Origin of the sequence: Kordia sp. (assembly GCF_965283645.1) — a bacterium.
In the GTDB taxonomy this organism is placed as follows: Bacteria; Bacteroidota; Bacteroidia; order Flavobacteriales; family Flavobacteriaceae; genus Kordia.
The window spans coordinates 721,522-746,651 of the sequence record NZ_CBDIPG010000001.1; the positions used below are offsets into that span (position 1 = coordinate 721,522).

Annotated in this window: 16 protein-coding genes; 1 reads left to right on the top strand and 15 read right to left on the bottom strand. The window is 33.3% G+C overall.

Annotated elements, in window-relative coordinates; all coding sequences use genetic code 11:
* Positions 1 to 19 precede the first annotated feature (19 nt).
* The 8 genes from ACQ654_RS02915 to ACQ654_RS02950 form a co-directional block, all read right to left on the bottom strand.
* On the bottom strand, positions 20 to 223 hold the full coding sequence (locus tag ACQ654_RS02915; protein ID WP_430408814.1) for a hypothetical protein: 204 nt from the start codon (positions 221 to 223) through the stop codon (positions 20 to 22).
* Positions 224 to 398: 175 nt separating this feature from the next.
* Entirely contained in the window at positions 399 to 563 is a 165-nt protein-coding gene (locus ACQ654_RS02920) for a hypothetical protein (protein WP_430408815.1), read from the bottom strand.
* A 143-nt stretch (positions 564 to 706) separates the two neighbouring features.
* Complete coding sequence (locus ACQ654_RS02925) at positions 707 to 2,395, bottom strand: helix-turn-helix domain-containing protein (protein WP_430408816.1); 1,689 nt, start codon at positions 2,393 to 2,395, stop codon at positions 707 to 709.
* Positions 2,396 to 2,479: 84 nt separating this feature from the next.
* A complete protein-coding gene (locus ACQ654_RS02930; protein ID WP_430408817.1) occupies positions 2,480 to 3,118 on the bottom strand; it encodes a response regulator in 639 nt (212 codons plus the stop codon).
* 3 nt (positions 3,119 to 3,121) lie between these two features.
* The gene (locus ACQ654_RS02935; RefSeq protein WP_430408818.1) at positions 3,122 to 5,230 is read right to left on the bottom strand and encodes a tetratricopeptide repeat protein; all 2,109 of its coding nucleotides are present in this window, start codon (positions 5,228 to 5,230) and stop codon (positions 3,122 to 3,124) included.
* A gap of 6 nt (positions 5,231 to 5,236) precedes the next feature.
* Entirely contained in the window at positions 5,237 to 5,656 is a 420-nt protein-coding gene (locus ACQ654_RS02940; RefSeq protein WP_430408819.1) for a hypothetical protein, read from the bottom strand.
* A gap of 130 nt (positions 5,657 to 5,786) precedes the next feature.
* Positions 5,787 to 6,464 carry a hypothetical protein gene (locus tag ACQ654_RS02945; protein WP_430408820.1) on the bottom strand — a complete coding sequence of 226 codons (678 nt, stop codon included), beginning with the start codon at positions 6,462 to 6,464 and terminating at the stop codon, positions 5,787 to 5,789.
* A gap of 78 nt (positions 6,465 to 6,542) precedes the next feature.
* Complete coding sequence (locus tag ACQ654_RS02950) at positions 6,543 to 7,013, bottom strand: hypothetical protein (RefSeq protein ID WP_430408821.1); 471 nt, start codon at positions 7,011 to 7,013, stop codon at positions 6,543 to 6,545.
* Positions 7,014 to 7,368: 355 nt separating this feature from the next.
* On the opposite strand from ACQ654_RS02950, the gene ACQ654_RS02955 reads away from it, so the two are divergent.
* On the top strand, positions 7,369 to 7,746 hold the full coding sequence (locus tag ACQ654_RS02955) for an RDD family protein (protein WP_430408822.1): 378 nt from the start codon (positions 7,369 to 7,371) through the stop codon (positions 7,744 to 7,746).
* A 9-nt stretch (positions 7,747 to 7,755) separates the two neighbouring features.
* Here the strand turns inward: ACQ654_RS02955 and ACQ654_RS02960 are convergent, their stop codons facing one another.
* The 7 genes from ACQ654_RS02960 to ACQ654_RS02990 all read right to left on the bottom strand — a co-directional run bounded on the left by ACQ654_RS02960 (position 7,756) and on the right by ACQ654_RS02990 (position 25,124).
* Positions 7,756 to 9,060 (bottom strand): ATP-binding protein, encoded by a 1,305-nt coding sequence (locus ACQ654_RS02960; RefSeq protein ID WP_430408823.1) that lies wholly within the window; start codon positions 9,058 to 9,060, stop codon positions 7,756 to 7,758.
* A gap of 111 nt (positions 9,061 to 9,171) precedes the next feature.
* The gene (locus ACQ654_RS02965) at positions 9,172 to 11,907 is read right to left on the bottom strand and encodes a hypothetical protein (RefSeq protein ID WP_430408824.1); all 2,736 of its coding nucleotides are present in this window, start codon (positions 11,905 to 11,907) and stop codon (positions 9,172 to 9,174) included.
* 76 nt (positions 11,908 to 11,983) lie between these two features.
* Entirely contained in the window at positions 11,984 to 12,637 is a 654-nt protein-coding gene (locus ACQ654_RS02970) for a hypothetical protein (RefSeq protein ID WP_430408825.1), read from the bottom strand.
* A gap of 15 nt (positions 12,638 to 12,652) precedes the next feature.
* Positions 12,653 to 13,213 carry a hypothetical protein gene (locus ACQ654_RS02975; protein ID WP_430408826.1) on the bottom strand — a complete coding sequence of 187 codons (561 nt, stop codon included), beginning with the start codon at positions 13,211 to 13,213 and terminating at the stop codon, positions 12,653 to 12,655.
* 9 nt (positions 13,214 to 13,222) lie between these two features.
* Complete coding sequence (locus tag ACQ654_RS02980) at positions 13,223 to 17,320, bottom strand: AHH domain-containing protein (RefSeq protein ID WP_430408827.1); 4,098 nt, start codon at positions 17,318 to 17,320, stop codon at positions 13,223 to 13,225.
* 28 nt (positions 17,321 to 17,348) lie between these two features.
* Positions 17,349 to 19,241 (bottom strand): contractile injection system tape measure protein, encoded by a 1,893-nt coding sequence (locus ACQ654_RS02985; RefSeq protein ID WP_430408828.1) that lies wholly within the window; start codon positions 19,239 to 19,241, stop codon positions 17,349 to 17,351.
* A gap of 3 nt (positions 19,242 to 19,244) precedes the next feature.
* A complete protein-coding gene (locus tag ACQ654_RS02990; RefSeq protein WP_430408829.1) occupies positions 19,245 to 25,124 on the bottom strand; it encodes a hypothetical protein in 5,880 nt (1,959 codons plus the stop codon).
* Positions 25,125 to 25,130 lie beyond the last annotated feature (6 nt).

The window sequence follows — 25,130 nt, forward strand, 5'->3', positions numbered from 1 at the left end:
CAAGCTAGTTTTAAAAATATTATGGACAACGTAAAATAAATGAGTTACACGCAAATCCAATTGTTTGATCACATTGTTGACCAAATGAATGACATACGCCAGGTGGTGTTGTATTGATATCACAACCTGGTTGGTATGAAATTCCACCTTTTACTTTACTAAGATTAAAGTTGCTGATCGTTTCTTTTTTTAAACTGCAACTTTTTAATTTTGCTTTTTTCATAATAATCGTATTACTAATTAACGCCTACTCTATTGAAAGGTTTTCGGCTTCTCCTTACTCGTTAATGCATTAATTTATCTGAAAGTTAGGAGTTGTAATAGGTGTAAAAAAGCAAAGCATCCTAATTTTGAACAAAATAAGGATGCTTGTTAATTGTTTTTAAATCGATAAAAAATTAATGATTACAATACGCCGCATCACTTGGTCTGTCAATGTGAATAGGCTCTGTGTCATCTCCTACGATACATTGCCCGCCCTTGATTTTAGAAAGAATTGTCGTTTTTACAGTAGCAATAGTTCGTTTTTTTAATTCGATTTGTGTGTGTGTTTTTGATTTCATATCGTACATGATTTTAAAAAGTTATACTAATTTGATTCTTATTATATCATAATAAGTCGTATTCAATGTAGTACATACGGGCGTTTTTAAAAAAATACATGTCGCTATTTTGAACAAAATGCGGTACTAAAACACATGAAAGATCAACTCTTGACTTCTAAGATGTTTTTTATGTAGATAGAAGGTTTTTGACCTGTGCGTTCTTTGAAGTGTTTGACCAACGAATAATCGCTTTTGTAACCAACTTCTTTTGCAATGGAAGTTATGGAGAATAAACAGAATTTTTTATCTGTATTCAATCGATGGATTGTGTACTCAATTCGTAGATCATTGATATAATCATTGAAACTCTTCTTTTTGTGTGTTTTAATTATTTGTGATAAGTAACTTCTGTTTGTTTTTAACTTTTTTGCCATCGCACTTAAACTACATTCTAGTTTTAAGAAATATTCTGTAGCTTCTAATTTTTCAATTTTTTTGAGAATACTCGTTACTTTAGTAGCTTCAATGTCAAATAGTTTTTGTGCTTTTTTTCGTGTGACTAGGTTTTTATTTTCAGCATCCAACGTATGTATTGTTGATGTTAAGTCGTCCACAATTGCTCTGCTTGATTTTTGCTTTCTAATCATTCTTAAAACTGCTATAATTCCTAGTATGATAAAGAATATCGCACAAATAATAGCATACCAACTGATTGTATTGCTTTGTTGTTTTTCCTGTTTTAGCAATGCAATTTCATCTTTAAAATATTGTGTTTCTTTTTCGTAGATTTTAGTTCGAATACTGCTTTTATCTTTTTCTAATAGTGTGTTTAGTTTTAGATATTCTTCATGCCAATATAATGTTTGATCTGTATTTTTTAGTTTGTTATAACTTTTCGCCAATAAAAGATACGTGTCAATAATATACGCATCACGTTTTGGATCTTTTTTTAGAAGATCGATAGTTTTTAGTAATTGAGATACCGTTTTTTGATAGTTTTCTTGTTGGAAAAAACAAGCCGCAAGAAAGTAGTTTGTGTATGTTTTTTGATAGAAACTGTTTGGTAAGCTGTTATTTTTTAATATTTCATCAGCTTTGTGTAAATATTCAAGTGCCAAATTATAGGCTTCTTTTTTATAAAAAATGATACCTTTTTTAATGAGCAAATCTACTTTTCCATGTTCATAGTTGAGCGTTTCACTTATTGCTAATCCGGTTTTTATGTACGTTAACGCGGCTTCAAACTGTTCCATGTTTAGGTACGTTTCACTTATGATTGTCAATAAATTTACATGATTTTTTTTGCCTTTATAGTTTGTCTTTTCAATACTATTTAGGGCTTCAGTACATTTTTCTAACGCTTTGTCATATTGTTGCATTATTCTATGAATGACAGCAATATTCATGCTCGCCAAAAATTGATAGTTTACATTTTCAATTTTACTTGAAAGATCAAAAAGTGCGTAATACGATTCCAATGCATTTTCATTTTCTCCTAATTGATTGTATATATTTCCTTTTCGCAAGTAACATTTCAAGAGCAATGAATCATCTTTTAGCCGTTTACTATTTTCGATAGCTACATTGGCAAACTGCATGCTTTGTTCATAGTTTTCTTTTTTGTAGAAATGATACGCAACATCTAGCGCATTTTTTGTCCAGTTTTCATCTTTATCCTGACTTTTTAAAAATGTGGTTATATACAGATTTACTTCTTTAGGCGAAACCGTTTTTATACGTATGACGAGTTCATTCGTAGAAAGATTTTGAATACTCGTAGTTGCATTTTGCGCATGCGAAAGTGTGCATGTCAAAAATAATAGACAAAGTATGTGTACAGCTTTTAACATGTGGTAATGGTACGGTTTTAAGTAATTACTATTGGTATTACTTAAATGTAAGAACTTTTATTGAATTTGCAAACGTTCAACGAGTTACAACTCCACAAATCCATACTTTATAGCATAGTTGACCAATTCGGAAACGGAATGAATGTTGAGTTTACTATATAGGTTTTTTTTGTGCGATTGAACCGTGTTTACAGAAATGAAAAGAATTTCAGCAATTTCTTTGGTTTTTTTGTTTTGTGCAATGAGTTTTAACACATCTATTTCGCGTGGCGTGAGCTTGACAGTTACTACTTTTTGTGTTTTTGGTGTTTCTGTTAAATCGTTTATCAGAATGTTTGTCAAACGCGAATCGACATAAGTTTCCCCTTTTCCAACGGTATGAATAGCTTCAATGAGCATTTCTTTACTCGTATTTTTCAAAATATAGCCTTTTGCACCTTTTTGCATTGCTTTTTTAATGTATGCAATTTGATTGTGCATGGTCAGCATTAATACATTGGTATTGAACTTTTTTTCATTTATGGCATCCAAAACATCCAAACCGTCCATTTCGGGCATGGAAATGTCTAAAATTAGAACTTCAATGGTGTTTGATTGCAAAAATTGAAGTGCATCTTTTCCAGAGGTTACTATATGTATTTCAAAGGTTTCTGAACTATTTTGAAGCATCAATTCGATACCTTCAGAAACTAAACTGTGATCGTCGCAAATGAGTAATTTCATAGATTAATGTATTGGAATGTCAATATTTACAATAGTTCCGCGCGATTCTTTTGAATCTATATGGCACGAACCATCAATTGTTGCTAGTTGTTTTTTAAGATTTTTTAATCCAATTCCGCTTTCGTTCTTTTGTACATTAAATCCTTTTCCATTGTCTTCAATCATCATGTTTATGTGATCTGAATTGCGCGTAATGTTAATACTAAGTTCACTTGCTTCCGCATGTTTTAGGACGTTGTTGACCAATTCTTGCAAGATTCGGAAGATAAAAATACTTGTTTGTGAGTTTTGAAATGTTTCCAAACCATGAATCATTGTTTGCACTTTTAGATTTTTGTTTTCAACTTTTTTAGAAAAACTTGTAATTGCATTTTCCAAGTTGAAGTTCGGAATCGGATCTTTGTCAAAACGATGTGAAATGTTTCGCACTTCATCCGTAACGCTATCTAAAATGTGATTGGTTTTTTCGTATAATTTCTTCGTCCCATCATGTGTTTCAATCAACTGTTTATCAAATGCTTGAAAATGAAATTTTACAGATGTTAGTAAACTTCCAATGTTGTTGTGCAATTCTTTTGAGATTGCTTCTTTTTCCTTTTCTCTTGCGGATAATGTTGCGTTTATGATCTCAATTTCTTGGTTGTCTACTAAGTTTTGTATTTTTTGTTTCAGCAATATTTCTTGTTGATCCGCCAATTGATTCGCCACTTTTTTCAGCTTGTAAAAGTAAATCGCAATGATGACAACCAAACAGAGTATAATCGCGAAAGCAAACAAATAACTGTATAACTTTTTATTTTCAGCTTGTTTTCGTGAAGCAATTTCTTCCGCCAAGGCACGCTCTTTTTCAAGCAATGAAATTTCTACTTTTTTTACTTGCGAAAGATATTCTTTTTCTGATGCCGCCATTTCCCAAAGCTTTTGTTCGTTGAACACAGAATCATTTAATACTTCATACATTCGTTGATATTCGTATGCTTTTTTATAGTTTCCTTCGCTTAATGCGAATTCACTTTGCTTTTTGGCTAAATATCTTTCTACAGTAAGGTTTGACGCTTTTTTTGATAATGCAATCGCTTTTGCTAATTCTTGTTTTGCTTTTCCAATTTGATTGTTATTTTGAAATATGGTTGCCTTAGAGATATGAATTTTTGCAATGTATGAACTGTCTTTTTGGGTATTGAAAAAAAGTGATGCTTTGTCTAAATAGTTAATTGCCAATTCTGTATTTTTTTCAACGTACAATTCGGCTATGTTTAAATAACCGTTTGCTAATTGAAAAGAATCTGCTATTTTTTCTTTCAGTGCAATGCTTTTTTTGAAATATTTCAACGATTTTTCATCATCAGATTTTTCATAAAATAATGCTCCTAAATTATTGTATAACTTTGCTTCTTGCGCAATGTTTCCAGTTTCTTTGTAATGATCGAGCGCTTTGGTATAGTAAAATTCTGCAAGTTTGTAATTGTTTGATAAGCTATACACATTTCCCAAATTTACATAGGTTGCAATTGTTTGTCTGCCTACTATTTCTTGCTTGTTAAGTAATAAAGATTTTTGATAGTGATGTATTGCAGCATCATAAATGTTTTTTCTGGTATACACATTCGCAATGTTTACATGTGTGCTGCTTCGTTGTTGTTTTGTAATACTACTATCTTTAATGGTGAGCGCAATTTTATAGTTTTCCAATGCTTCATCATAGAATTCATTTTTTTTAAATAACAACGCTTTTGTATTGTATACGGCCAGCAATCCTTTGTAATTAGTATTCAATTTTTCTAAGTGTTCCGATCGTTTTAATACATTAAATACACTATCTAAGTTGTTTTTATGATTCCAATAATGTGCCTGAATTCGCAAACTTCTTGCCTGACCATTTGTATAAGTATGCAACGTTGCGAAGGAATCTGCTTTCATTGCAAGCATATAACTTTTTTCCCAAGCTTTTTTTCGCAACGCACTAAAAGCTTGCGTATTAAGGCTATCAATGTGTTGTACATGTTTTGTAGTTGTTGAAACCTTTTCTTGTATACAACCAACAAAACATATAGCAAACAGCAGAATACTACTTAAAAAAAATATAACTCTATGATGTATAGCACATTTCATTCTAAATTATTTTCTTGTATCATCAATAACATCTGTATCTTCATATGTAATTACCGTACGTTTTGTGCCTGTAGGTTTTTCTTGAGAGATTATATTGGTTAAGAATATAAAGTCGTTTTTTTCATTAAACTTAAAATTTAATTCACTTCTGTTTAATTCAAAAACTTTATAAATTAATACTGGTTTGTCTAATACGATTGAATTTTCTTTTCTTACGAGATGAATATCCAAATTCAAAACGCCTGCTGCCTCTTTTTCTGTATTGTGGTTTTGTAAATCTTCTGTTGCAAAATCTTTTATTTCAACATTCGATAGTTGACTCCAAATGGTGACATAAACATATATTTCTTCAGCTACTTCTCCTGGGCTTCGAGTTATATGAATCTTAAAATCTTTAATTGATGCTACTGATCTGTTATTTTTCATAATAGTTTTAGTATTTTTTTATGGTTTTAAGTTAGTAAATTAAACTCTTGTACGTATGTAAATACATCTTTTGTTTATTGTTTAAAATTATAGGGCAATCCGAAGATTGCCCTATAAAAACTAAACTGACCTATAAACTTGGATCTATATGTCTAATTAATGAAGCATCCAACGATCTTGCATTTTCACCTGCTGGAATAAATCTTCCTGTGCTAGAGTCATATTTTACAGAAATCGTATCAACTCCACCACCAAATCTTAGCTGAGTCATTGGAGAAGTTACTGTTGTTATTACAGTATTACTTGTTACCTGTGATTGTAACCAAATGTAAACCGTTGTAAATGGTGTCATTATTGCGGTACTAGCTAATAATACTGGAACTGCCGAAACTGCATTTCCTGCGATTTCTGTTCCGTTTACATTTGCATCTTGGAATAACCCAACCGTCATATATGGTCTCTCTGCATATTTATTTTCTAATGCATAAGAATCAGGAGCTCCACCACTTGCGGGTCCAGAAATTGTAGCGTTACTTTCTAACGTATATAGTTTATTTTGAATCGCTCCAACGGGCACTCGTGATAGTTGACTAAGCTTAGCTCCATTTACAATTTGACTCGTAGAAGCATAGATTCCATACTCTTCTTTCCATGTTAATGTATTTGCTTGCATTGGTTTAAAAACCTGCCAAGCTACATTTGGATTTTCTCCTCCTGTTGGTTTTGCAACGATAATATTAGTTCCAGTAGTATATATTACTTTTAACTGGTCGTCTGTAAACGCTGTTTTCAAATTAAATGTTGACATAATAGTATTGGTTTTAACTATTTCTCCTACTCTATTAATGGCTTTTCGGATTGCGCCATTCCCTATGACTGTTTTGAATTATGAACAATTACATTCATCATTCTGAGCAGCTAATAGTAGTAATGCGAGATCACCTGATGATAATTCTTCCGTACTTTTTGCAGCTAAAACTGGCATTGGCAATGAAACTGAAAATGATTTACTCACACATTTTTTCCCAACTGGCCAAGGCAAATTAATGCAACCTTCTAATTTCAAGTTGAAACTAATAACTTGTTTTGTCACTTTAAAATTTCTAATGGATACTTTAATCGATACTCTAGAAATTGGTTTGAATTCAAAATCAGCATCTGCACTGAATGAAAACGTTTTTGAATAGTTTCCAAAAGGTGTTTCTGCAATCAATCTTATTTGTACTGAACCATTTCCGTTTGCTGTTAATTCGGCACAAACTCTAAATCCTGCTACTTTAGGAGTGCATTTTCTAACTGATTGTACATCGAATCCTTCGTATACTTCGTTACTTTTTACTGCTGTAATTGTTGACATAATTGTTTTGGTTATAATCTTTTACTCTTACTCTATTAAGGTTTTTCAGATTCCACCTGTAGTAATGATCATTATTTTTGTACACTCCAAAACTAGGTCAGATACACGTGCTATAAAACACACGTATACGGTATATTTGTCTCACCTATTTATGTGATATTTTTGTTTGATATAGAATAAATTATGCTTCAAACCCTTGTAGATATTGAAAGTTATTAGTTTTAAAGCTTCTCGACTGTGCTCGAAGTGACACAAGCGATTTTATAAAATTTTGTAGTTATAGAATTGATCTCTTATGTGAAATGCACATCAAAATAAATTTGTATTTGCAATTTTATTTCTTCATTTTTAAAAGATGAAAAGAGTAGATAAATCGATACGTTTGGCGAATTATTTAATTGATATTGTTGTAGTTGTTATGATTACAATCGTCTTAACTATTATATTCGGTTCACTTACAGGTTCAGAAAAGTTATTGATTTGGTTTGTGGCGTTTGTCTATTATTTCATTTTAGAATCGCTTACGGGACAAACGCTTGGCAAGATTGTAACACATACTAAAGTTGTGATGAAAGATGGCTCAAAAGCAAATGTGATTCGAATTTTTATGCGTTCGTTTTTACGCATTGTTCCTATTGATGCATTTTCGTATCTTTTTGGAAATCATGAAGGTTTACACGATTTACTTTCAGGCACGCGTTTGGTCAGAAAAGAAGATGATGCTTCTTTGTAGCTATTTTAATTACACCATTCTACCTTCTTTTATAAATTCACGTTGTATCGCTTGAATTAAAGTTGCGTTTGATAGTGTATCTTCTTTATTTGCTAATGCCGTTAAGCAAGCATATTGAACAATGTTTACAATGCTAGCTCCTGTAACTTCATATTCTTCTGCAATTCGATGTAAATCGAGTGCTTTTGACATAAATGCTTTTGGAATATATTTTCCCCAAAGTTCACGACGTTCATCAACACCTGGATTTTCAAATTCGATAATCGATTGAAATCTACGTGTAAAAGCTTTGTCTATATTACTTCTGTAATTGGAAGCTAGAATGACCAAACCTGAATGTGATTCTATTCGTTGTAGTAAGAATGAAACTTCCTGATTGGCATATTTGTCATGCGCATCACGAACGCCTGTACGTTTTCCGAAGATGGCATCAGCTTCATCAAAAAAGAGAATCCAATCTTTATTTTTGGCTTTGTTAAAGAGTTGCGATAGATTTTTTTCAGTTTCTCCAATGTATTTAGAAATTACTAATGATAAGTCAATTCTGTACACATCTTTCTTGGTGTGTTTTCCCATTAAACTAGCCGTTAAGGTTTTTCCAACTCCTGGCGCACCAAAAAACATAACTTTATACCCTGGATTTATTTTGCCTTCCATGTTGAAGTCGGTTAGTAATGTATTGTTGTGTTCCATCCAAACCAATACATTATTGACTTCATTAAGTGTTTTTTTTTGCAAGACTAAATCGCCCCATTCCATGCTTGTTTCAAGCAATTCTGCTGGGAAATCTTGACTTAGTTTTGGTTTTGAGATTGATCCGTACACAAACAATTCAATGTATTCATTATCAAGCAATAACTTTCCACTGATTTTGGGTTCACCTTCTGGCGCACTTCCTAAAGATAGTATTGATTTTTTATGAAATATATGACTTTCATCAAATGCTTTTATGGCAAAGTTTCTGGCCATAAAATTATCGTCTGCAACTATATAAAGTGCAGTTTCTCCCGTTGGAATGATTCCGCGATAGTTGGTTCCTTTGACACCTCCAAACTCTGGGAAATCGCTTCCATTTGGAAAGTATTCAGAGAGTATATTGGTTAAAAAACCTGGAGAAACATGTGGTAATATGGAGAGTAATAGGATGAGTATTTCAAAAATTTGTAATTTATTTTCTATGACAAATTTTGAGAATTCTGAATTATCTTTAGCAAAATCAAACTCAGGAAAATTAACTTCTTCGTCACTTCCTGAAGCTTGTACAAGTCTATACCGTACCGCTTCTTTTATATAATTAATGATTTCAATTTTCATGATATGTACAAGAATTTTAATCGTGGTGTTGGAGGTTATGTATTCTTTGGGATTTTAAAGATTTAAAGTACGGAAGAATCCATAACATATACTACGGGAAAAACACCTATTCTATTGTAAATTAGTAGTATTTACTATTGAAAGATGCTTTTGTATGCTGTCAATATTCCTTTTGATACCGTGATCACTTTCCAATACTCTTTCATAGTATAAAAGTGTACTTTTACTTAAATGTCTTGCCAATGTTGGCTCATACGTTTCCCAAGAACAGTTATTTTCATTGGTTTCCGAGTATTTGTATATTTTTTTATTTTCCTTATTTAAGAAGTCTTTTAGCAAGTCTCGTAATGTTGCATCTTCAATTTTACCTCCAATAAATGTTTCTACATTTTCAATACTTATGATTCTTGGAAGATAGATTGGAATGTGCGTTACTTTGTATTTTTTTGAATTGATGACACTATCTATTGAGTCTTTTAGTTGACTTTCAGGTTTTCTACCACGCTTTTGCAATCGCTTTATTAAATCACTAAAGTAGTCAGGATTTTTGTCTAGGTTGGCGCCAGCACTAATAACTGCGGATAAGTTTCCTTGTTCTTTTTCATCAAACTTAATAAATGCTATTGCTGGATGTTGTTGTTTAAATTCTTCCAGCAAATGTTTTACATAATTACTGAGTCCATTAATAATTTCGACAAATACAACATTCGTTTCTGGCATAATGATAGGATCTTTACCTCTTTTTAGATTATCATACCAATCTAAACTTGTGAGCAAACCACTATTATCAATAGCTCCAGCATCAATATAATGTCCGTAATTTTTAATTTTTGCTGCAGGACTAAATCCTGGAAATCTATTGGTACACGAAACTCCTTGATAGAATGAAACAGCTTCTCCATTGGCTAATTGTGATAAGTTATCTGCGTTTAAAAATAGATCTTCATCATTATACCAAACAGAACAAAATACACCGCGTCGTCCGTTTGTTTTAGCTGTATTTACTAACAAAACTGGAAAGTATGTGTTGGAGTCGTATATATTTTGTTTCCAATAGGATAAAAACGAATTATTATCGAGCAATCTACTCTCTTTTCCTTCTAAAATATTTTGATATGCAACCATTGAATAATACGCTCTGTCTTTGTGTGGAGCGGCATATGCGTTTAATGGAAATACTTTTCTAACAAAATCCCAACCAAGCGTGTATGAGATATCCATTGAAGCAAAGTCTGTCAATGCTACTTTATCAATTTTGTTTGTAATTGCATCGTATTCATTTTGATGTTTTCCAGCAAGTACTGAATACATGGAAAGTCCCATCATACCACCTGAAGCACCTGAAAAAGAAGCTGTTTGTTGTAAAAACTTTCCACCTGTTTTTTCCTGTATTTCATTCAACACTTTCATTGTCCAAATGTTCGCTTTTAATGCACCTCCATGAGAAGCCACAAAGAATAATGGCTTGTTGTTTTGTACTTTGGTTTTTAGCACAGCTTTGTAGGTTTCAATTTTGAGTGAATCTTTTCGAACTATATGTGTAGCATCCGTATCTAATTGATGTACTTTTCGTTCTTTAAATAGTAAGGTTAATGATATAAATACGATCAACAAACTAATACCATACGCAACTACTTTTTTACTTCTTCGGACAACGCCTCCTTGTTTTTCTAGCGATATAATTTTTGAAACATTATCACTTGAATATCCGAGTGTGTCATAGTATTCTTTACCGTTTATTTTTCCATCCTTAAACGCATCCGATTGTCGTTTGATGGCTTGCATTACAAATAAATATTTTAAAATACACGCCAATGTGTAATAAGCTAAATAAATGTATGCCAACAATATAGGCATTGCATTTATAAAGTATTTCCAACCAAAAGCAACCGCTAAATTACTTTGAACTAAGAGTAGAAACATTGCTACTGCAATGATAAAGAAGAATAGAATATAGTTAAAATCTATACTGATGAGTCTGATAATTGGTGCGGCGCTTGAATCGTATATTTTTGATCTGAACAACCGAAAGTAGATATACGTTATTGATAAAAAGAATGTTAATAGTTGTAATAAAAAGTAAGTTGTACAGTTAAATCCTCCAAAAATTGAAATTCCAACTAATAATAATATTGACACCGTAAGAATTGATAAAAAGAAAATCTCTCCTCGTTTGTTAAATTTTTTATAAGCGTCTGTTGAATCTGTAGTTTTGTTTTCTTTTTTATAAGCTTTGTTTTCTTTGTCAATAACTCGCTTTTTTTCTAGCATAATTCCCATTACTATAAATGGAACGATGTAACATAGAATTTTTAGACCACCGATAACTTCTCTACTAAATTCAGCATATAAAAGTTTTGGTTTGTACGTTTCGTGAATGTAATAATGCCAAATACAAAAAATGAACAAGCCAAGTGTATACCGTAAGTATTTTGCCATATAATCTGGTTCATATTCTTTCTTGTTTGGATTTAGTTTTAAAGGCTTGGTTTTGTAGACAAATATATTGTAAACGCCTAACCACCTGTGGATATACCAATAATTTTCATCTTTGCTATCGTTGATATCTTTGGCGTAGTAAATGTAGATTGGATAGTGCGAAATGACTAATGCGAATACTGAAATGATTACATAACAAAGTATGAGCGAAAATGGTCCGCGTTCAATCATATCAATTAAAAGTGTGTACGCTTGATCTAACGCAAGTACCAATAAAAATATAACGGCTAATATGATAAGACTTAAGAAAGAAGCACGCCTAAACTTATTGAACGAAGCGAAAAACTTATAAATTCCTTTGATAAGACATGTGGGGAAATTTTTAAGGCATTTGATTACTTTTTTCATAAAACTTGGTTGATTCATTTTGTAAGAAATAAATATACAAAATAGTTTTTTTGGTTTTTCTAACTACATATAGGTATTATTGAGGTATTGGTTTTCTTATTTCTGTCGCCATTTTTCGGTACATATCTTTTAATTGTACCAATTGATCTTCTTGAATCGTAGCAGATGCTTGTAATTCTTTAATATTGATTGCAATTTTACGCGCTAAAGTTCTTTTGTCTTCTATGCTTTCAGGCTTTTGCCTTAAGTATTGATGTGTTTGTGCAAACTTTTTTAGGTCTTTTGCAACTTGATTTGTTGTGTCTTTTGCTAATATTTTTTCTGAATAAGAAATCGTTTTTTGATCATTTCCCAATGCTAAATACGCTTTCCCTATTTTTTTAACGTCTTCAGGTTTTGTAGAAACATCATTTTCTTTTGCTTCTTCTTTAACTATAAGATTTACTTTTTTAGTGAGTTGCTGTTTAATTTCTTCATTTTCAGGACATTTTGCCAATGCATCCGTAAGTGATTCTACATCGGCTAGGACTTCTTCTTTTTTGTATTCAAACAACCCTGCAACATTTGCTTCCGATATTACCGAAAAGCCCATCATGATGAATGACAGAATCATAAACCAAATCATTTTTGTCATAGGTTTATCTTTTTTAAATAGTAGAAACATAAAAGCGAGCGAACATAAAAATAGTGTTCCTCCGCAAATGAGTAATATGAGTTCTGTTGTTTTCATGGTAGTTGGCTATTATTATTCTGAATATACTTTATTGAAAATCAAACCAGTAAAGTTCAACTTTTTGTATAGCGTATAAAATTCTTCTTCAAAAACTTTTGTATCACTGTGAACAAAAATCTCTGTTGTGTATGTTTCTGGAATTTTGAATAATGATGAATTGGTAAATCTATTTTTCAAAAAACTATACTCCGTAATATCTCCTTTGGTATTATCTTCTAATAATTCCCAAGTTGTTTTCTCTTCATCCAATACATTAATTATCTCAGTTATATTTAAAACGTAGTAATTTTCTTTTTTAATAGTAATTGGTAGAATTTCTCCAGCTCGTTCAAGTATATCATACAATTCACTATCATACACTTTCTGATCAAAGACAAGCGCACTAGTTGTTCCAAACGAAAGGAAATTTGTAGCAGTTAAAGTAGGATTGAATATATACCAAATACTATCTTTCCAAAAATCAGCTTTCTTTTTTCCATCAAATATTTTATATTTTAATATTTCTAATCCTTCAATGTCAGGTAAAACTAAACGCGTTTCATTCTGATCAATATCTATTTTGTATATTTTCATATTATTTTATTATTTGTATTTAAATGTTCCTGATAACAAATCTGCCTCTATTTTACGTAATGCCGCTGGTAAATTTCCAGGTCCTTTAGCTTGAGCCGCTAATAATCTTCTTTCAACTTCTGCAAAATATGGCCCTGTATGAACAACAGAATGTGGTATTGCTGGTGGTGCTGCATGTTTTTTACTCGTTTTAAGAAATACTCCATTAATGGCATCATTAAAGTCTATTCCCTCAGATTTTAATATTGATCTTGACAATGCGGCTCTTGGATCAGTACTTGCTACCATGTGATGTGCGGCTGTGTTGGGCGGTCTGGTTTTTCCACCTGCTACCATATTATCACCTAGTTTTTTAGAATGTACACTCGTAGCTGATCGTCTTGATTTTACAATATCTGCTAATTCCGCTTTAGTTTTATTAGTTTTTAGTGCATCATTTAATTTTTCAATTTCTAACTTGTACGCAGGTGGATCATCAATCTTTAATTTTTTCAAGAATTCATCATAACTATCACTTACAACTACTTGTTTTCTAGTTCCTTTTGGTCTATTTCCTATAATTGTTCTGTCACCAGTAGTTGAATTTCTAGGCTTTATTCCTGTAGGGCTTCCAGTGCCTACATCTGCATGCGAAACCGTTGTATTTCCATGTTCATCCGTGCGTTCTTTTACTAAGATTACTTTCGCATTAAATTCTCCCCAAAGCTCTAACCAACGACCACTTTTTTCAAGCCAAATTCTTCTAAATTTAAATTTATCTAATATTTTCTGACGTAAGTTACTTAATTTTTTAGTTCCCTTTCCTACTACTCCACGCATGTATACAACTAAGCGTGTTCCTTTTATTTTTGCAGCTCCTTTTCTTACTATGTTACCAACACGTGTTGTGCCTTTACGTATGAAGTTTGCTCCTTTTACGAGTTTTTGACCTATTCTAGTTGTTTTAGCGGCGGCTACAATGCGTTTGAATACTTTCCCCATTCCTAATAGAATTTTATCTAATAAGAATTCCATTACTATAACAGCCATTGCTAACGCTAATGATTTTCCAGCTCCAACGGCATCACCTGCCCAGGCTTTTTTAACGTAATCCCAAATGTGCCCCATTGCTTGATATACTGCATATGCTCCGAAAATGATTATCATTGCTTTTACAATAATATCTACAGCAGCAACTAATCCTGCTCCACCTGTAAAAAAGGCTATTAATCCTGCCGCAATTAAGGCGGTAACTAACGCCGCAATAATCCAGACTTTATTTTTATTCCAGAATACTTGCAATCCTGTCATCATTTGACGTCCCATAAACGCCAAACGTGTTGCAACGTCTAAACGTCCCGTTTTTGTTATTAATACAGCCGGACTGTTATCCATATTTGGTGTTGAAGCAACTTTTCCTGGTTGCGGATCTGTATTTCCAACGTTTTCCGATTCTACCAACATTTTATTGTTGTAATGATCAAGTTTTTCAGAATTAGACATCGTTATCCAATCTGGATTTGGCTTTTCTGCTGCTTCCTCCATTGATTCGCTTGCTGTTCCTGTACGTTCATCAACAGATTGTTCTACTTGTGGTGGAAGCGCATATCCTGCCGCATCTGCCGCTGATGCTTGAAATTGTTCTGTAGTTATTGCATCTGCGCCAGCACCTCCAAGCTCTAAAGGAACACCTTCTTGCATTTGTGGCAAATCTGCTATTAATTCTGGATCAAGTGTAACTGCTGGATATGGTTCGAGTGTGACATCATTATCACCTAGTTTTGATTTTGTCAGCACGGATTGTAAATGATCAGGTATTGCTGTTGTTGTACTTGTGGCATCTGTTGTTTGTCCTCCTGCTTTTTTCCCCATAGCCGCCGTCCAATTGTCTTCTTGCCCAATTGGAACTTCAAAGTCTTTTAATGGTTCTGCCGGATTTCCGCCTAAAGCAACTTCTGCTAATGCTCCAAAGAATTGACCTGGTGCATACAACGCTCCTAATTGAAGATTCCATAGAAAACGTATGATTTTTATGAGACCAGTTGTTAAGAATTTCATTGCGTCAAGCAGTAAATTATAGAATGCTTGGTATAATGCCAATATTGCATCTAATGCCGCACCTAACAAATCAAGTAAAGCGTTTACCGCTTTTTTGAGCCCTTCTGCTAAGACATTTACAGCTTCTACGGCAAGGTTTACTGCTTTGTCAATTGCCGCATTGAACTTATCGCGGAGTTTCGGGAATGCCGCTAATGCTACATTCACCAATGCTTTTAGGGCTTCACCAAATACTTTAATCATTCCAACTATGGCATCTCTGGCAAGATCAATTAATTTGTTTGCAAACTTTTTAGCGGCTTCAATGAGTCCTTTTACAAGTTTACGAAGTCCATCAAAGAGCTTGTTCAATCCAGCTTTTAGCGCATCAAAGAAACTGCTTACGGCATCAATAGCTCTGTCCCACCAACTTTTCTTTTCCGAGTCTTTTTTGGCTTGTGCTTTTTTACGCGCTGCTTCTCTGTCTGTTTTCGCTACTTCTTTGTCTGCTTCTTTCTTAGCTGTACTATATTCTTTGGTAATTTTTGTATCTGCATCTTTGACTTTTTCGTCTATTTGTCCATCAATTTTTTTCTTTTCAGCATCAGATTTTTCGCCGTATTCTTTTTTGACGTTTTCATTTTCTTTTTGCCATTCACCTCGTTGTGCTTCAACTTCAGATTTTGCAGTATTTTGTGCTTGTTCTTGTTCTTTTTTTACACGTTGTGTTTCAGTATCTATAGCATCTTCAGATTTTTTATGTTCTTTTTCCTGATCGGCTTGCATTTTAGCATATTCTTCATTTTGCTTTTGCATGTCAGGTGCTAATTCTTTGTCAATATAACCTTTTGCTTGCGTATCAAAACTACTTTTAATTTCTGCTGAAACTGTTGGTATTTCTTCAGAAAGTGCGGTTGTTTCTGGTGGAGCTGATAGTTCTACCGTAGGTGACATCATTTCTAATTCCATTTCAGGATAGATGTCATCTTCGCCTTTGTATAGCTTGCTTTCTGCTAAGTTTTTAGCTTGCTCTTTGTTTGTTGTTTGTGTAGATTCGTCTAAGTTTTGTTTGTTTTTGTTTGGATCTGCTTGTCCTGTTAGATCAACTTTTGGTTTAGTTCCTGGACTTGTTGTTACACTTTCAGATGTTGGTAACTTCCTAATCCCACTTTTTATTTGTGATTTACGATCTTCTTCACTTCCACTTTTTCCAAAACCAAAGAAACTACGAATTCGTGCTAGTACAGAACTTGGCGGTTGTACGCTTTTTGTAGGTATTTGTGCGCCTTCTTTTTTTCCTTTCGGACTTAAGTCTGGCAAGATTGATTTGTCGCCTTTTATTTGTTCGCCAGCTTTATCTGAAGGTGCTTTTGCTTTTTGTTTTTGAACAGCTGTTTTTGTCGGAATTCCCGTAGGTTGTTCTATTTCAGGAAGTGATTCTCTTAGTGTTTTTTGTTCGTTTGCTTGTACTTCCGCTACAGCAGTATTTGATTCTTTTACACCTCTGATGAAGTTTGTTGGTGTTTGACTTGCCAATCCGTCAGCATATACTTTACTGTTTTCTGTTGGCAATGCCAATGGTGCATCTTCTTCTTTTACAATTTCTTTTTCTACTACACCAACTTTGGAAGCATCAGGGATATTATAGGCTTTTCCGCCGCCGCTAGTACCTTTGGTTTTTCCTTTTGGGGTTGTTTTTGTTTCTCCAGCTACTTTTGCTTCAGCTGTTGCGGTTACATCAGTTGTTGACGTTTCTTTAGCAACTATTGGTGACTTTTGAGCCTCTTCTTTCTTTGTTTCTTGTGCTTGTGTTTCAACTTTTTCTTCTTTCTTTTCTTCTAAGTTTTCAGTAGTTGTTGACCTTGTTGATACTGTTTGAGATACATTTTCGGCTATAGCCGTATTTTCAGTTGTTGTAGTTTCTTTAGCACTTTGCTGTCTTGTTGGTGTTATGAATAAGTCAACTTCTTTATTTTCGGCTGAATTTTCATTGTTCTTTTTCAGTTGCGTTGGCGCAATAAACATACTTGACCGAGAGCTGTTTGCTTTCGATTTTTCAGAAGTATTTTGTTGAGTGCGCGCTGTTATCATAGTATGTTAGAGTGATTTTTGAAGTTTTTTACCATTCAATATGCATCCTTTTGTCCATCCATTTTAGTTGAAATAACCCGATGCTCCATGGTACTTTGTCTAAGAGTATGTCTTGGGCTAAACGTTCTACAACTAGAGTTATACTATCTTTTTTGAACGTTATTTGCCCTTCTCGTTTTATGAACATGTCACGTAATGTGTTTTCTGAACTATTTTTTAATACTGACCAATGTTGTATGACAGCTTGTAATAACTCATTGCACAACGCTTTATCTTCGTCTGTTAGTGGCGTTTGGTAGTTGATGATGGTATCCAACGGAATTCCTAAAAATATTTTTTCAAGAGTAAGCTCTACATCAGTTGCTTCTTCTGTTCCAGTCGCTAGAAAATGTAGTAACATAGCCGCTTTTCCAACGGCTGTTATTTTGTTGTCAGCATTGACAAGTTTTGCGCCAGTAAAGAATCTTACGAGAAATGGATTTAATAGAATTAATCCTGCTTTTTCGGTTGTTAGCGGAATTTCGCGTACTGGCGAGTTGAGTTTAGATAGTTTTTCAAAGATTCTATTGTCTACTTCGATAGTGCTTTCTTGATTTGTTTTTGGTACGTTTTGTTGTGCTGTAGCTGGATGTGACTCTTGTTTTTCTTGTGAATTTGTATCTGTAGTAGTTTCAACAGTATTTTCTTGAACTTTTTTTCTTTCTGATTGATTGGTATTACTCGTTTCTTGATCAATAACTGCTGCTTGATTTGTTGTATTTTTTGTAGATGTTTTAGTTTGATCGTTTTCTTTTGAGGTTTGCGTTTCTATGTTATTTTGATCTGTCAATTTGGTTACCTCATCTTCTTCCTGAAGCTTATTTTGATGATTTTCAGTTGTAGTTTGCTCACTTTTTTGTTGCGAAGAAACCTCAATTACAGCATCAATAGCCTGTGTTTTGTTTTGTACGGTATCTTTTGTAATGTTTTGTTTAGCAGCATCTTCACCTGTTTTTGTAGTTGTTTTTTGTTGTGTATTTGTGCTTTTATCAACCTCATTCTGAACATCTTTTGTGATCGTTCTTATTTCAAAGATGTTATTGATGGCTATGTTTAACGGTTTTTGCAAATCGTATTGAATAATGGTTTGTAGTATTGCAACCGAAAGATTGTGTTCGTTTACATTGACTAAGCGTTTTTGTTCCGCAAGTGCTTTTGGAGTAAATAGTTGGATGAATGTTTTTGAAAATTGCGCTAACGAACTACTAAGTCCTAAGGTTTTGAACCAAATGTTAGCTTGCGCTTCCTGATATATTAGCTGTGATTTTCCACAGATTGCTTGTACAAATTTTTTAAAGAAATTTTCTTCAAGTTTGATGTATTGTTTCGTGATTTTCTGATTTGTTTCAAGGATTGCAGCAAATTTTTCAAAGTCATTTCGCAATAGCGATACCATTCGTTCTATTGTTTCCGAATTTGATGAAAAAAGTGCTGTTAACGTTGTTTTTTCTGAAGCTGTAAATTGTACAATAGTACCCAACCATTCTTTGAAATTTTTTACAGAGATATGTGCTGGCAAGATTCCATTTTTGAGGTATAAAACCAGTGCATCAAATGGAGACGCTACGGAAGTGATTGTTGCACGCACACTTCCATTTTTCGTCGTACCATGTTCATTTAGGCTATGAAGTTGATCGTTGATTTTAGTGATTATTTTTTCTTGTAATTCGTCAAGATTTATATGATCAATTTCAACATTTATGTCAATTTCATCTATGCTACATTTTTTATTAGGATGTTTCTCATCCCATGTATTACAGAGTTTTTCTACTTTGGGAAGCAATCGATCTTGAAAAAAATTCACATAGTATTGCTCCCAAGAAATGTCTTGTTCCTCATGATTTACAGCTACTTCAAATAGTATGTTATGAACCGTATGCATCTTTTAATTACGCTTCTTTGTCGAGCCATGTACAGCATCAAATTTTGTTTTTATTGACGAAACTTTCGGAGTGAAATTATTCACATATGTACTGTCAATAGTATGTCTTGGTTTTTTTACATATTCAGTATTTCTATTTTTCGAATCTATAAAGAAAGTATCTAATGCAATGATTAAACTATCACCTGTATTTGTTATACAACGAAGTACTTCTAAGACGATCAATTCCATGATTTCATCTAGTTCTAAGAATGATTGATAAAAGTTAGGGTCAATATTGTCATTTTTATAGTATTTGTTTATTAATTCGTTTCTTAACCTGTTGATTTCTGTAACAGCAGGAGTTGCTATTGAATCCAGGTTTCTACTCGCTATAATTGCATCCATTACTTGATCTAATGGACCTAATACATCATTTGTGAGAGAATCTCTAAATGGTTGCTCGGTATAGCTCTCTTTTATCGTGTTAAGCAACTCAGTAACTCCAAGTATTTGTAATCTATTATCATAAGATGTTGTACAGTCTAATTTTTCTAAAGAATCGTCTGGTCTTGTTGATTTAACAGTTATTGTTTGGTCTTCAGTACAGCTTACTCCTGGAATTGAAATTACTACAGTAACATCTTCATTGATAAAATCATCATCCGTTGGTATAAGATATTTGTGTTGTCCAGTTTGTCTTAATTTAGATTCATCTATTTTACGAATCACCTCGTATGAGAAATAATTTTTGTCGATAAGTTCGTGTGTAAATACAAATTCGTATCCACTTTGCGTCCATTTTGATGCTTGAACGTCTTGTACTATTGTTTTTTGACTTGGCGTGTTGTATACGTTGATTGCAACTCCACTTTGAGAAAATCCATCAACACTAAAGCGTAACGTAGTTCCCCATAAAAATTCAGGTACTTTGTTAGGATCAAACATGTATTTACCATTGTTCGGCGTAATAACATCCGCAGGTAATGATCTGTTTGTACTTTGTAAGTTTCCTGTTTCTAAGGAAACTCCTCTAAATACTACTGGCGTGTCTGGCAAACAGAATTTATCTTTTGTAACCGAAATTCCTCTGTGACGACGAATTATTGTTTTTCTAGTTTCTTGCGAGCAAAGTATGCCTTCAGTAGTTGCTGATACTCTTAAAAACACTTCAACATTTACTCCATCTCCATTATCTGGAATAAGGTATCTGTTTGGTTCACTTGTTTTGTCTAATAATGTATCTACATTATTTGCGCGCATAAACCATTCATATTTGTAGTAACTTCTATTGATAATGTTTGCTGCTAAATCGATGGCTAATCCATCATTTACCCAACTTTCATTACTCGTAGATATGGTTATTCTTAATAATTCTTGTATTCTGTATACTTTGGTGGTTGCTTTTACTTCACCATCTGCTATAAAACGTATTTCTTGTCCTAGTAATTCTTCTGGAACAGCTTCTGGGTTCAATTTGTAGTTTCCTAGTACTCCTTCTATAAATGCTGTTCCATCTGGTGATGTAAGACTAAATGATGAAGGTGTTACTGTAATTGGATATGTTGTTGGATTTCCGATAGTATCTGACTGGATGTGACAGATTTCAGGAGCTATAGTTACAGTTACATTTGGTCGTACTTCTCTTATTCTTAATAAAACAGGAGTTTGTGTACATGCTTTTTCAATAAGTCCATCTTTTACTTTTACTTCAAGCGAATATTCTTCATTGATACCGCCATCATCTGTATTTATTGTAAAGTTGATTCGTTCTTTATCAGTTAAAACAATATTGTTTTTAGAGTCTTTCCATGTATAGCTTAGATAGTCTTCAATTGTTGGTATTTGACCTTCAAGACCATGTGAAGCAGTAAGATCGATAATTAATGTATTTCCTTGCCAAACAACATTATTATAGTTTGCTTCAATATTTGCAGGAACTTTATAAACTATAGTTGTAGCTACTGGATTTCCGTCAATTTCAAATTCGATAGGAACACCAATTAAGCTATCAGGAACTGCCATGGTTTCAAATACATAGTTTCCTGGTTCTCCAAGTAGTAGTTTAACACCAACTTCATCTGCTATTGGACATGTTAATTCTACTTGGTCGTCTGAAATATCTATAGCTACTGATCCAACCTCTTGATCTTCTAACCAGCAGATTGCTGGCGGAATGCTCACTGTAATGTCTGGTCTAGCTTCATCAATTGTTAGTTGAAATTCTGATGATGTACACAAGCTACTTTCTGATCCTATGACACGCATACGAATTCTGAATATTCGGTTTACATTACCATCTACAGCACCTATGTGTAAATTAGCGGTTAATGACGTTGCAATAACCTCATTATTTTCATTGAGCCATTCGTATTGAAAGTATTGTTTATCATCATACGCATGTGCGGCAATGAGTTTTACGTTTACGCCTGTGTTGTCCCAACTTATAACTTGAACACTTGTTGTTACTGAACCTGGAATTTTATATACACGTGTTTCCACATTTTCAACAGCAACATCGTTTACAATGTATGTAATTGGTTCACCAACAAGTGCATCTGTTACAAACATTGGGTTTAGTGTGTATATTCCATTTGAGAATTCAATGAAACTTTGTCCATTTACTGGTTCTTGTGGTGACGTTAGTGTTCCGTCAGATGGAGTTACAACTATTTGTTCTGGATTTGGGGATGTAATTTCTGTGTTGTAACATATTTCGTCAGTAACCACTACATCAACTTCTATAATTTCACGTTCTTCATCAATGCTTACAGGAATTTCTAATTTACACGGAACAGGATTTCCAACGACGTCAATTACAATGGTAATATCTTCTTGGAAAATATTTTCTTCTGTGAGAATTAATATGTTTGAAGGATTTTTACCTTGTGCTATTTCTGAACCGTTGTTACGTTTCCAAATGTGTTGTAGATATACCAAATCTTCTAATTCATGTGTTACGTTTAGGTTGATGACTAAACCATCGTCTGTCCAAGCAACAAATTCGTAGGTTGCTGTGACGTCTTCTGGTAATTTATAGACCATTGTTTCGATAGGAATGGTTGGAATTTTTCCATCTACAAGAAAACGAATTCCTTCGCCCAGTAATTCATCTGGTACTTGTGTAGGATCAAACGCATATCCGTCTGCTGTTGTTATGATAAATGCTGTTCCATCTGGTGATGTTACCACACCTCTTTCGGGTTCTATAATGAAATCTTCTTGTGCATCATCGGAAGGTAAACAGAATTTTTTACGTGCTATTGCTAAGGTTACAGGATCAACAATATCACTGTATACTATTGTATCTGGTGCGCATTTCGCTTTGCACATATATGGCAACGCAAAGTCTAAAAGTACTTCTCTTTCAAAAACTTCTACTTTTGCATCGGCTTCTTTTAAGGTTACTTGTTTTTCTCCAATGTATACAAGTATAAATGTTCCTCCTTTTGGAACTCCAGCCATGTGTTCTAAACCAGGATGTTGTTCTACAAATTTTGATAAAATAAGTTCTTTATACAGGTTTTTTCGGACATCATCTAATTGTAATTTTAACCAATTAAATTTTTCTTTTAAACAACATAATCCTGCAATTTTGTGGATTAAGAATTCATACATTTTGTCATGAACTAGTTTTCCAAATGTTCCTTTATTCGTTGCTGTAGAAAGTGTGAATACTACTTTTTCTACTTCTGTGCATAAGTCTGCAAATGCTCGGTGAAATGCTGTCCATCGTTCCGTTACATATACATCTTGCAATTGATTGATGAATCTGTATTTTACAATTTCAAGATTTGTGATGATTCGCATTGGAATTTCGACATACAATTTAAATTCATCACTATCAACATCTATCGTTTGGTTATTTCTTATATTTTCAATTTCTGAAACTACTTGTGCTATCACATAATCAGCTGATAGATTTTCAGGATTTATATTAGCAACTACTTTTTCAAGTACAAAAGCAAGTGACTTTTTGTAAGTGGCACTTGAGCGAATGGTATAGCTAGCGTCAATATCTGCACCAATAACGATTCTATCTTTAGCGGTTGCTGCTAGTTGTCTCTCGGCTGTTTTTTGACTTACAGAATTAGCTATTTTTTTTATTCCTAGGGTTACATCTCTTACTGAAGCAACTGGTGTGCTTGCATTGTCTTCTATGGCTGCTTTTATAGCTGCTACATCTTTTACATTTCCAACAACTTCTTTGTCATTTTCGGCTTTTACTGCAGTTAGTACCGTATGTACATCAGCTACCGTGTCGTTTGTTCCTAAAACTGTAGATTGATAGCGTCTAAAAAAGTCTATGGCTCTATTTGCAACACAGTTAAATTCTTCTTCCCACGTTTTTACAAGTGTTACATATTCTTTTGTTTCGCAAGTATCTTCATCAAGTGATATACTGTTTACCGGAAAACCTATACTGATTGCTTTTACATCAAAAGGTAAGTTGTATTGTGCTTTCTTTCTGAGGATATTTTTTAGTGCAATAACAAAGTTTTTCCCTTGATGTCCTTCTATTCTATAAAAATCTTTATCAAGATGATTGTAATTTAAAGGATCTTTAATACAATCTAAATCTTTAAGATTTCCTGTATTGTATCCAAGTTGATATGTAGATTTTCGATTTTTGTTCGATTCTGGATTCCAATTTGTTACAAGAGATTTTCCACTTTTGTAATAGTACGGAATTGAACGTTCACTTAGTTTTGCATCATATGATTTTGATGGCGTAATTTTTATTTGCGCACTGTTAAAATCTATGATATTGAAATCACTTAGTTGATAAAAAAACTTTATACATAACGTTCGGATGGCTATTAAATTTTCATCATTTTCCGAAACCATTGGCGACGGATAAAATTGATGTCTAGTTTCTAAACGTGTAGTAGGTTCGGGAGTACCTAATAGTAGATGTTTTGGAAATGCTTTTATGTTGGGAACACATTCAAATTGTGAATGTAGAATGAGTTCTTTTATTTCGCGATATGTTTCGATTAAATCTCGTAATAAATCGTATCTATACTGAACATATTCATCATCAAAATCATTGAAAATAGTATCAATATACGTTGCTATTTGACTTGTGAATACGCCGTATTTTTGAAAGTTGATTCGTGGGCTGAATTTTCTGATGATTGTTAAAATTCCAAGATATAAATCGTCTTTTAGTGCAAATGTATCTTTGTATTGCTTCAAAATTGGAAAACCAACATTTGTATTGTCTTTCGTTAGAATAATTCTTGGCAAACATAAATCTGGTAAGTTGTCATAGTATGTTAGTACATCATGACTTTTATAGATGGTATCATTTGTGAGAAGATATTTTTGATTGCTTATATGCGTGATTAAGAATTTCAGATTACTGAATACTTTGTTTCCCGTTTCGTCACAACCAGAACCGCCACATAACCCTTCATCTTCTGTATAACTTTCTACGTACGCTATAATGATACAATCTTTTAGCGTAGTGCCTTCTTCAATACTAAAAGAGGCGAGCGGAAGCTCGTCGCCAGGACGTCCCGTCGCCTCTTGTTCGTAGAGTTCATATACTTTCATGTCACCTTTCACTGGTTTAAAGAGATCGTAATCCGCTTTGTCGGAAAGGGCTGAGTAGTACTGAAATCTACGTGTTTCTGATTTTATGATATCGCCATCGGTTGTAACTCCTACACCTTGGCCAATTTCTATATGTTTGTTTGATGATGAAACAATGTTTAAACCGCAACCAACTCCAACACCTGTAAGGTAAATACGGCTCAATCGGTCTTGATCTTCGAAGTAATTTACGATTTTATTTAGATTTTTGTGTGTTAAAACCTGATCAGGTAAAAATTCTTCATAAATATTACCTCGTGTGTTTAAAATATGTAAATACGGTTCTTTTTTTTCTATTGTTTTCATCTGTAT

What these genes read in the sequence shown, in the direction of transcription:
- ACQ654_RS02935 (WP_430408818.1), bottom strand. Translation starts at nt 5,230, where the DNA reads ATGAAATGTGCTATACATCATAGAGTTATATTTTTTTTAAGTAGTATT.
- ACQ654_RS02960 (WP_430408823.1), bottom strand. Translation starts at nt 9,060, where the DNA reads ATGAAAATTGAAATCATTAATTATATAAAAGAAGCGGTACGGTATAGA.
- ACQ654_RS02985 (WP_430408828.1), bottom strand. Translation starts at nt 19,241, where the DNA reads ATGCATACGGTTCATAACATACTATTTGAAGTAGCTGTAAATCATGAG.
- ACQ654_RS02930 (WP_430408817.1), bottom strand. Translation starts at nt 3,118, where the DNA reads ATGAAATTACTCATTTGCGACGATCACAGTTTAGTTTCTGAAGGTATC.
- ACQ654_RS02950 (WP_430408821.1), bottom strand. Translation starts at nt 7,013, where the DNA reads ATGTCAACAATTACAGCAGTAAAAAGTAACGAAGTATACGAAGGATTC.
- ACQ654_RS02915 (WP_430408814.1), bottom strand. Translation starts at nt 223, where the DNA reads ATGAAAAAAGCAAAATTAAAAAGTTGCAGTTTAAAAAAAGAAACGATC.
- ACQ654_RS02990 (WP_430408829.1), bottom strand. Translation starts at nt 25,124, where the DNA reads ATGAAAACAATAGAAAAAAAAGAACCGTATTTACATATTTTAAACACA.
- ACQ654_RS02920 (WP_430408815.1), bottom strand. Translation starts at nt 563, where the DNA reads ATGAAATCAAAAACACACACACAAATCGAATTAAAAAAACGAACTATT.
- ACQ654_RS02975 (WP_430408826.1), bottom strand. Translation starts at nt 13,213, where the DNA reads ATGAAAATATACAAAATAGATATTGATCAGAATGAAACGCGTTTAGTT.
- ACQ654_RS02970 (WP_430408825.1), bottom strand. Translation starts at nt 12,637, where the DNA reads ATGAAAACAACAGAACTCATATTACTCATTTGCGGAGGAACACTATTT.
- ACQ654_RS02925 (WP_430408816.1), bottom strand. Translation starts at nt 2,395, where the DNA reads ATGTTAAAAGCTGTACACATACTTTGTCTATTATTTTTGACATGCACA.
- ACQ654_RS02940 (WP_430408819.1), bottom strand. Translation starts at nt 5,656, where the DNA reads ATGAAAAATAACAGATCAGTAGCATCAATTAAAGATTTTAAGATTCAT.
- ACQ654_RS02955 (WP_430408822.1), top strand. Translation starts at nt 7,369, where the DNA reads ATGAAAAGAGTAGATAAATCGATACGTTTGGCGAATTATTTAATTGAT.
- ACQ654_RS02945 (WP_430408820.1), bottom strand. Translation starts at nt 6,464, where the DNA reads ATGTCAACATTTAATTTGAAAACAGCGTTTACAGACGACCAGTTAAAA.
- ACQ654_RS02980 (WP_430408827.1), bottom strand. Translation starts at nt 17,320, where the DNA reads ATGATAACAGCGCGCACTCAACAAAATACTTCTGAAAAATCGAAAGCA.
- ACQ654_RS02965 (WP_430408824.1), bottom strand. Translation starts at nt 11,907, where the DNA reads ATGAAAAAAGTAATCAAATGCCTTAAAAATTTCCCCACATGTCTTATC.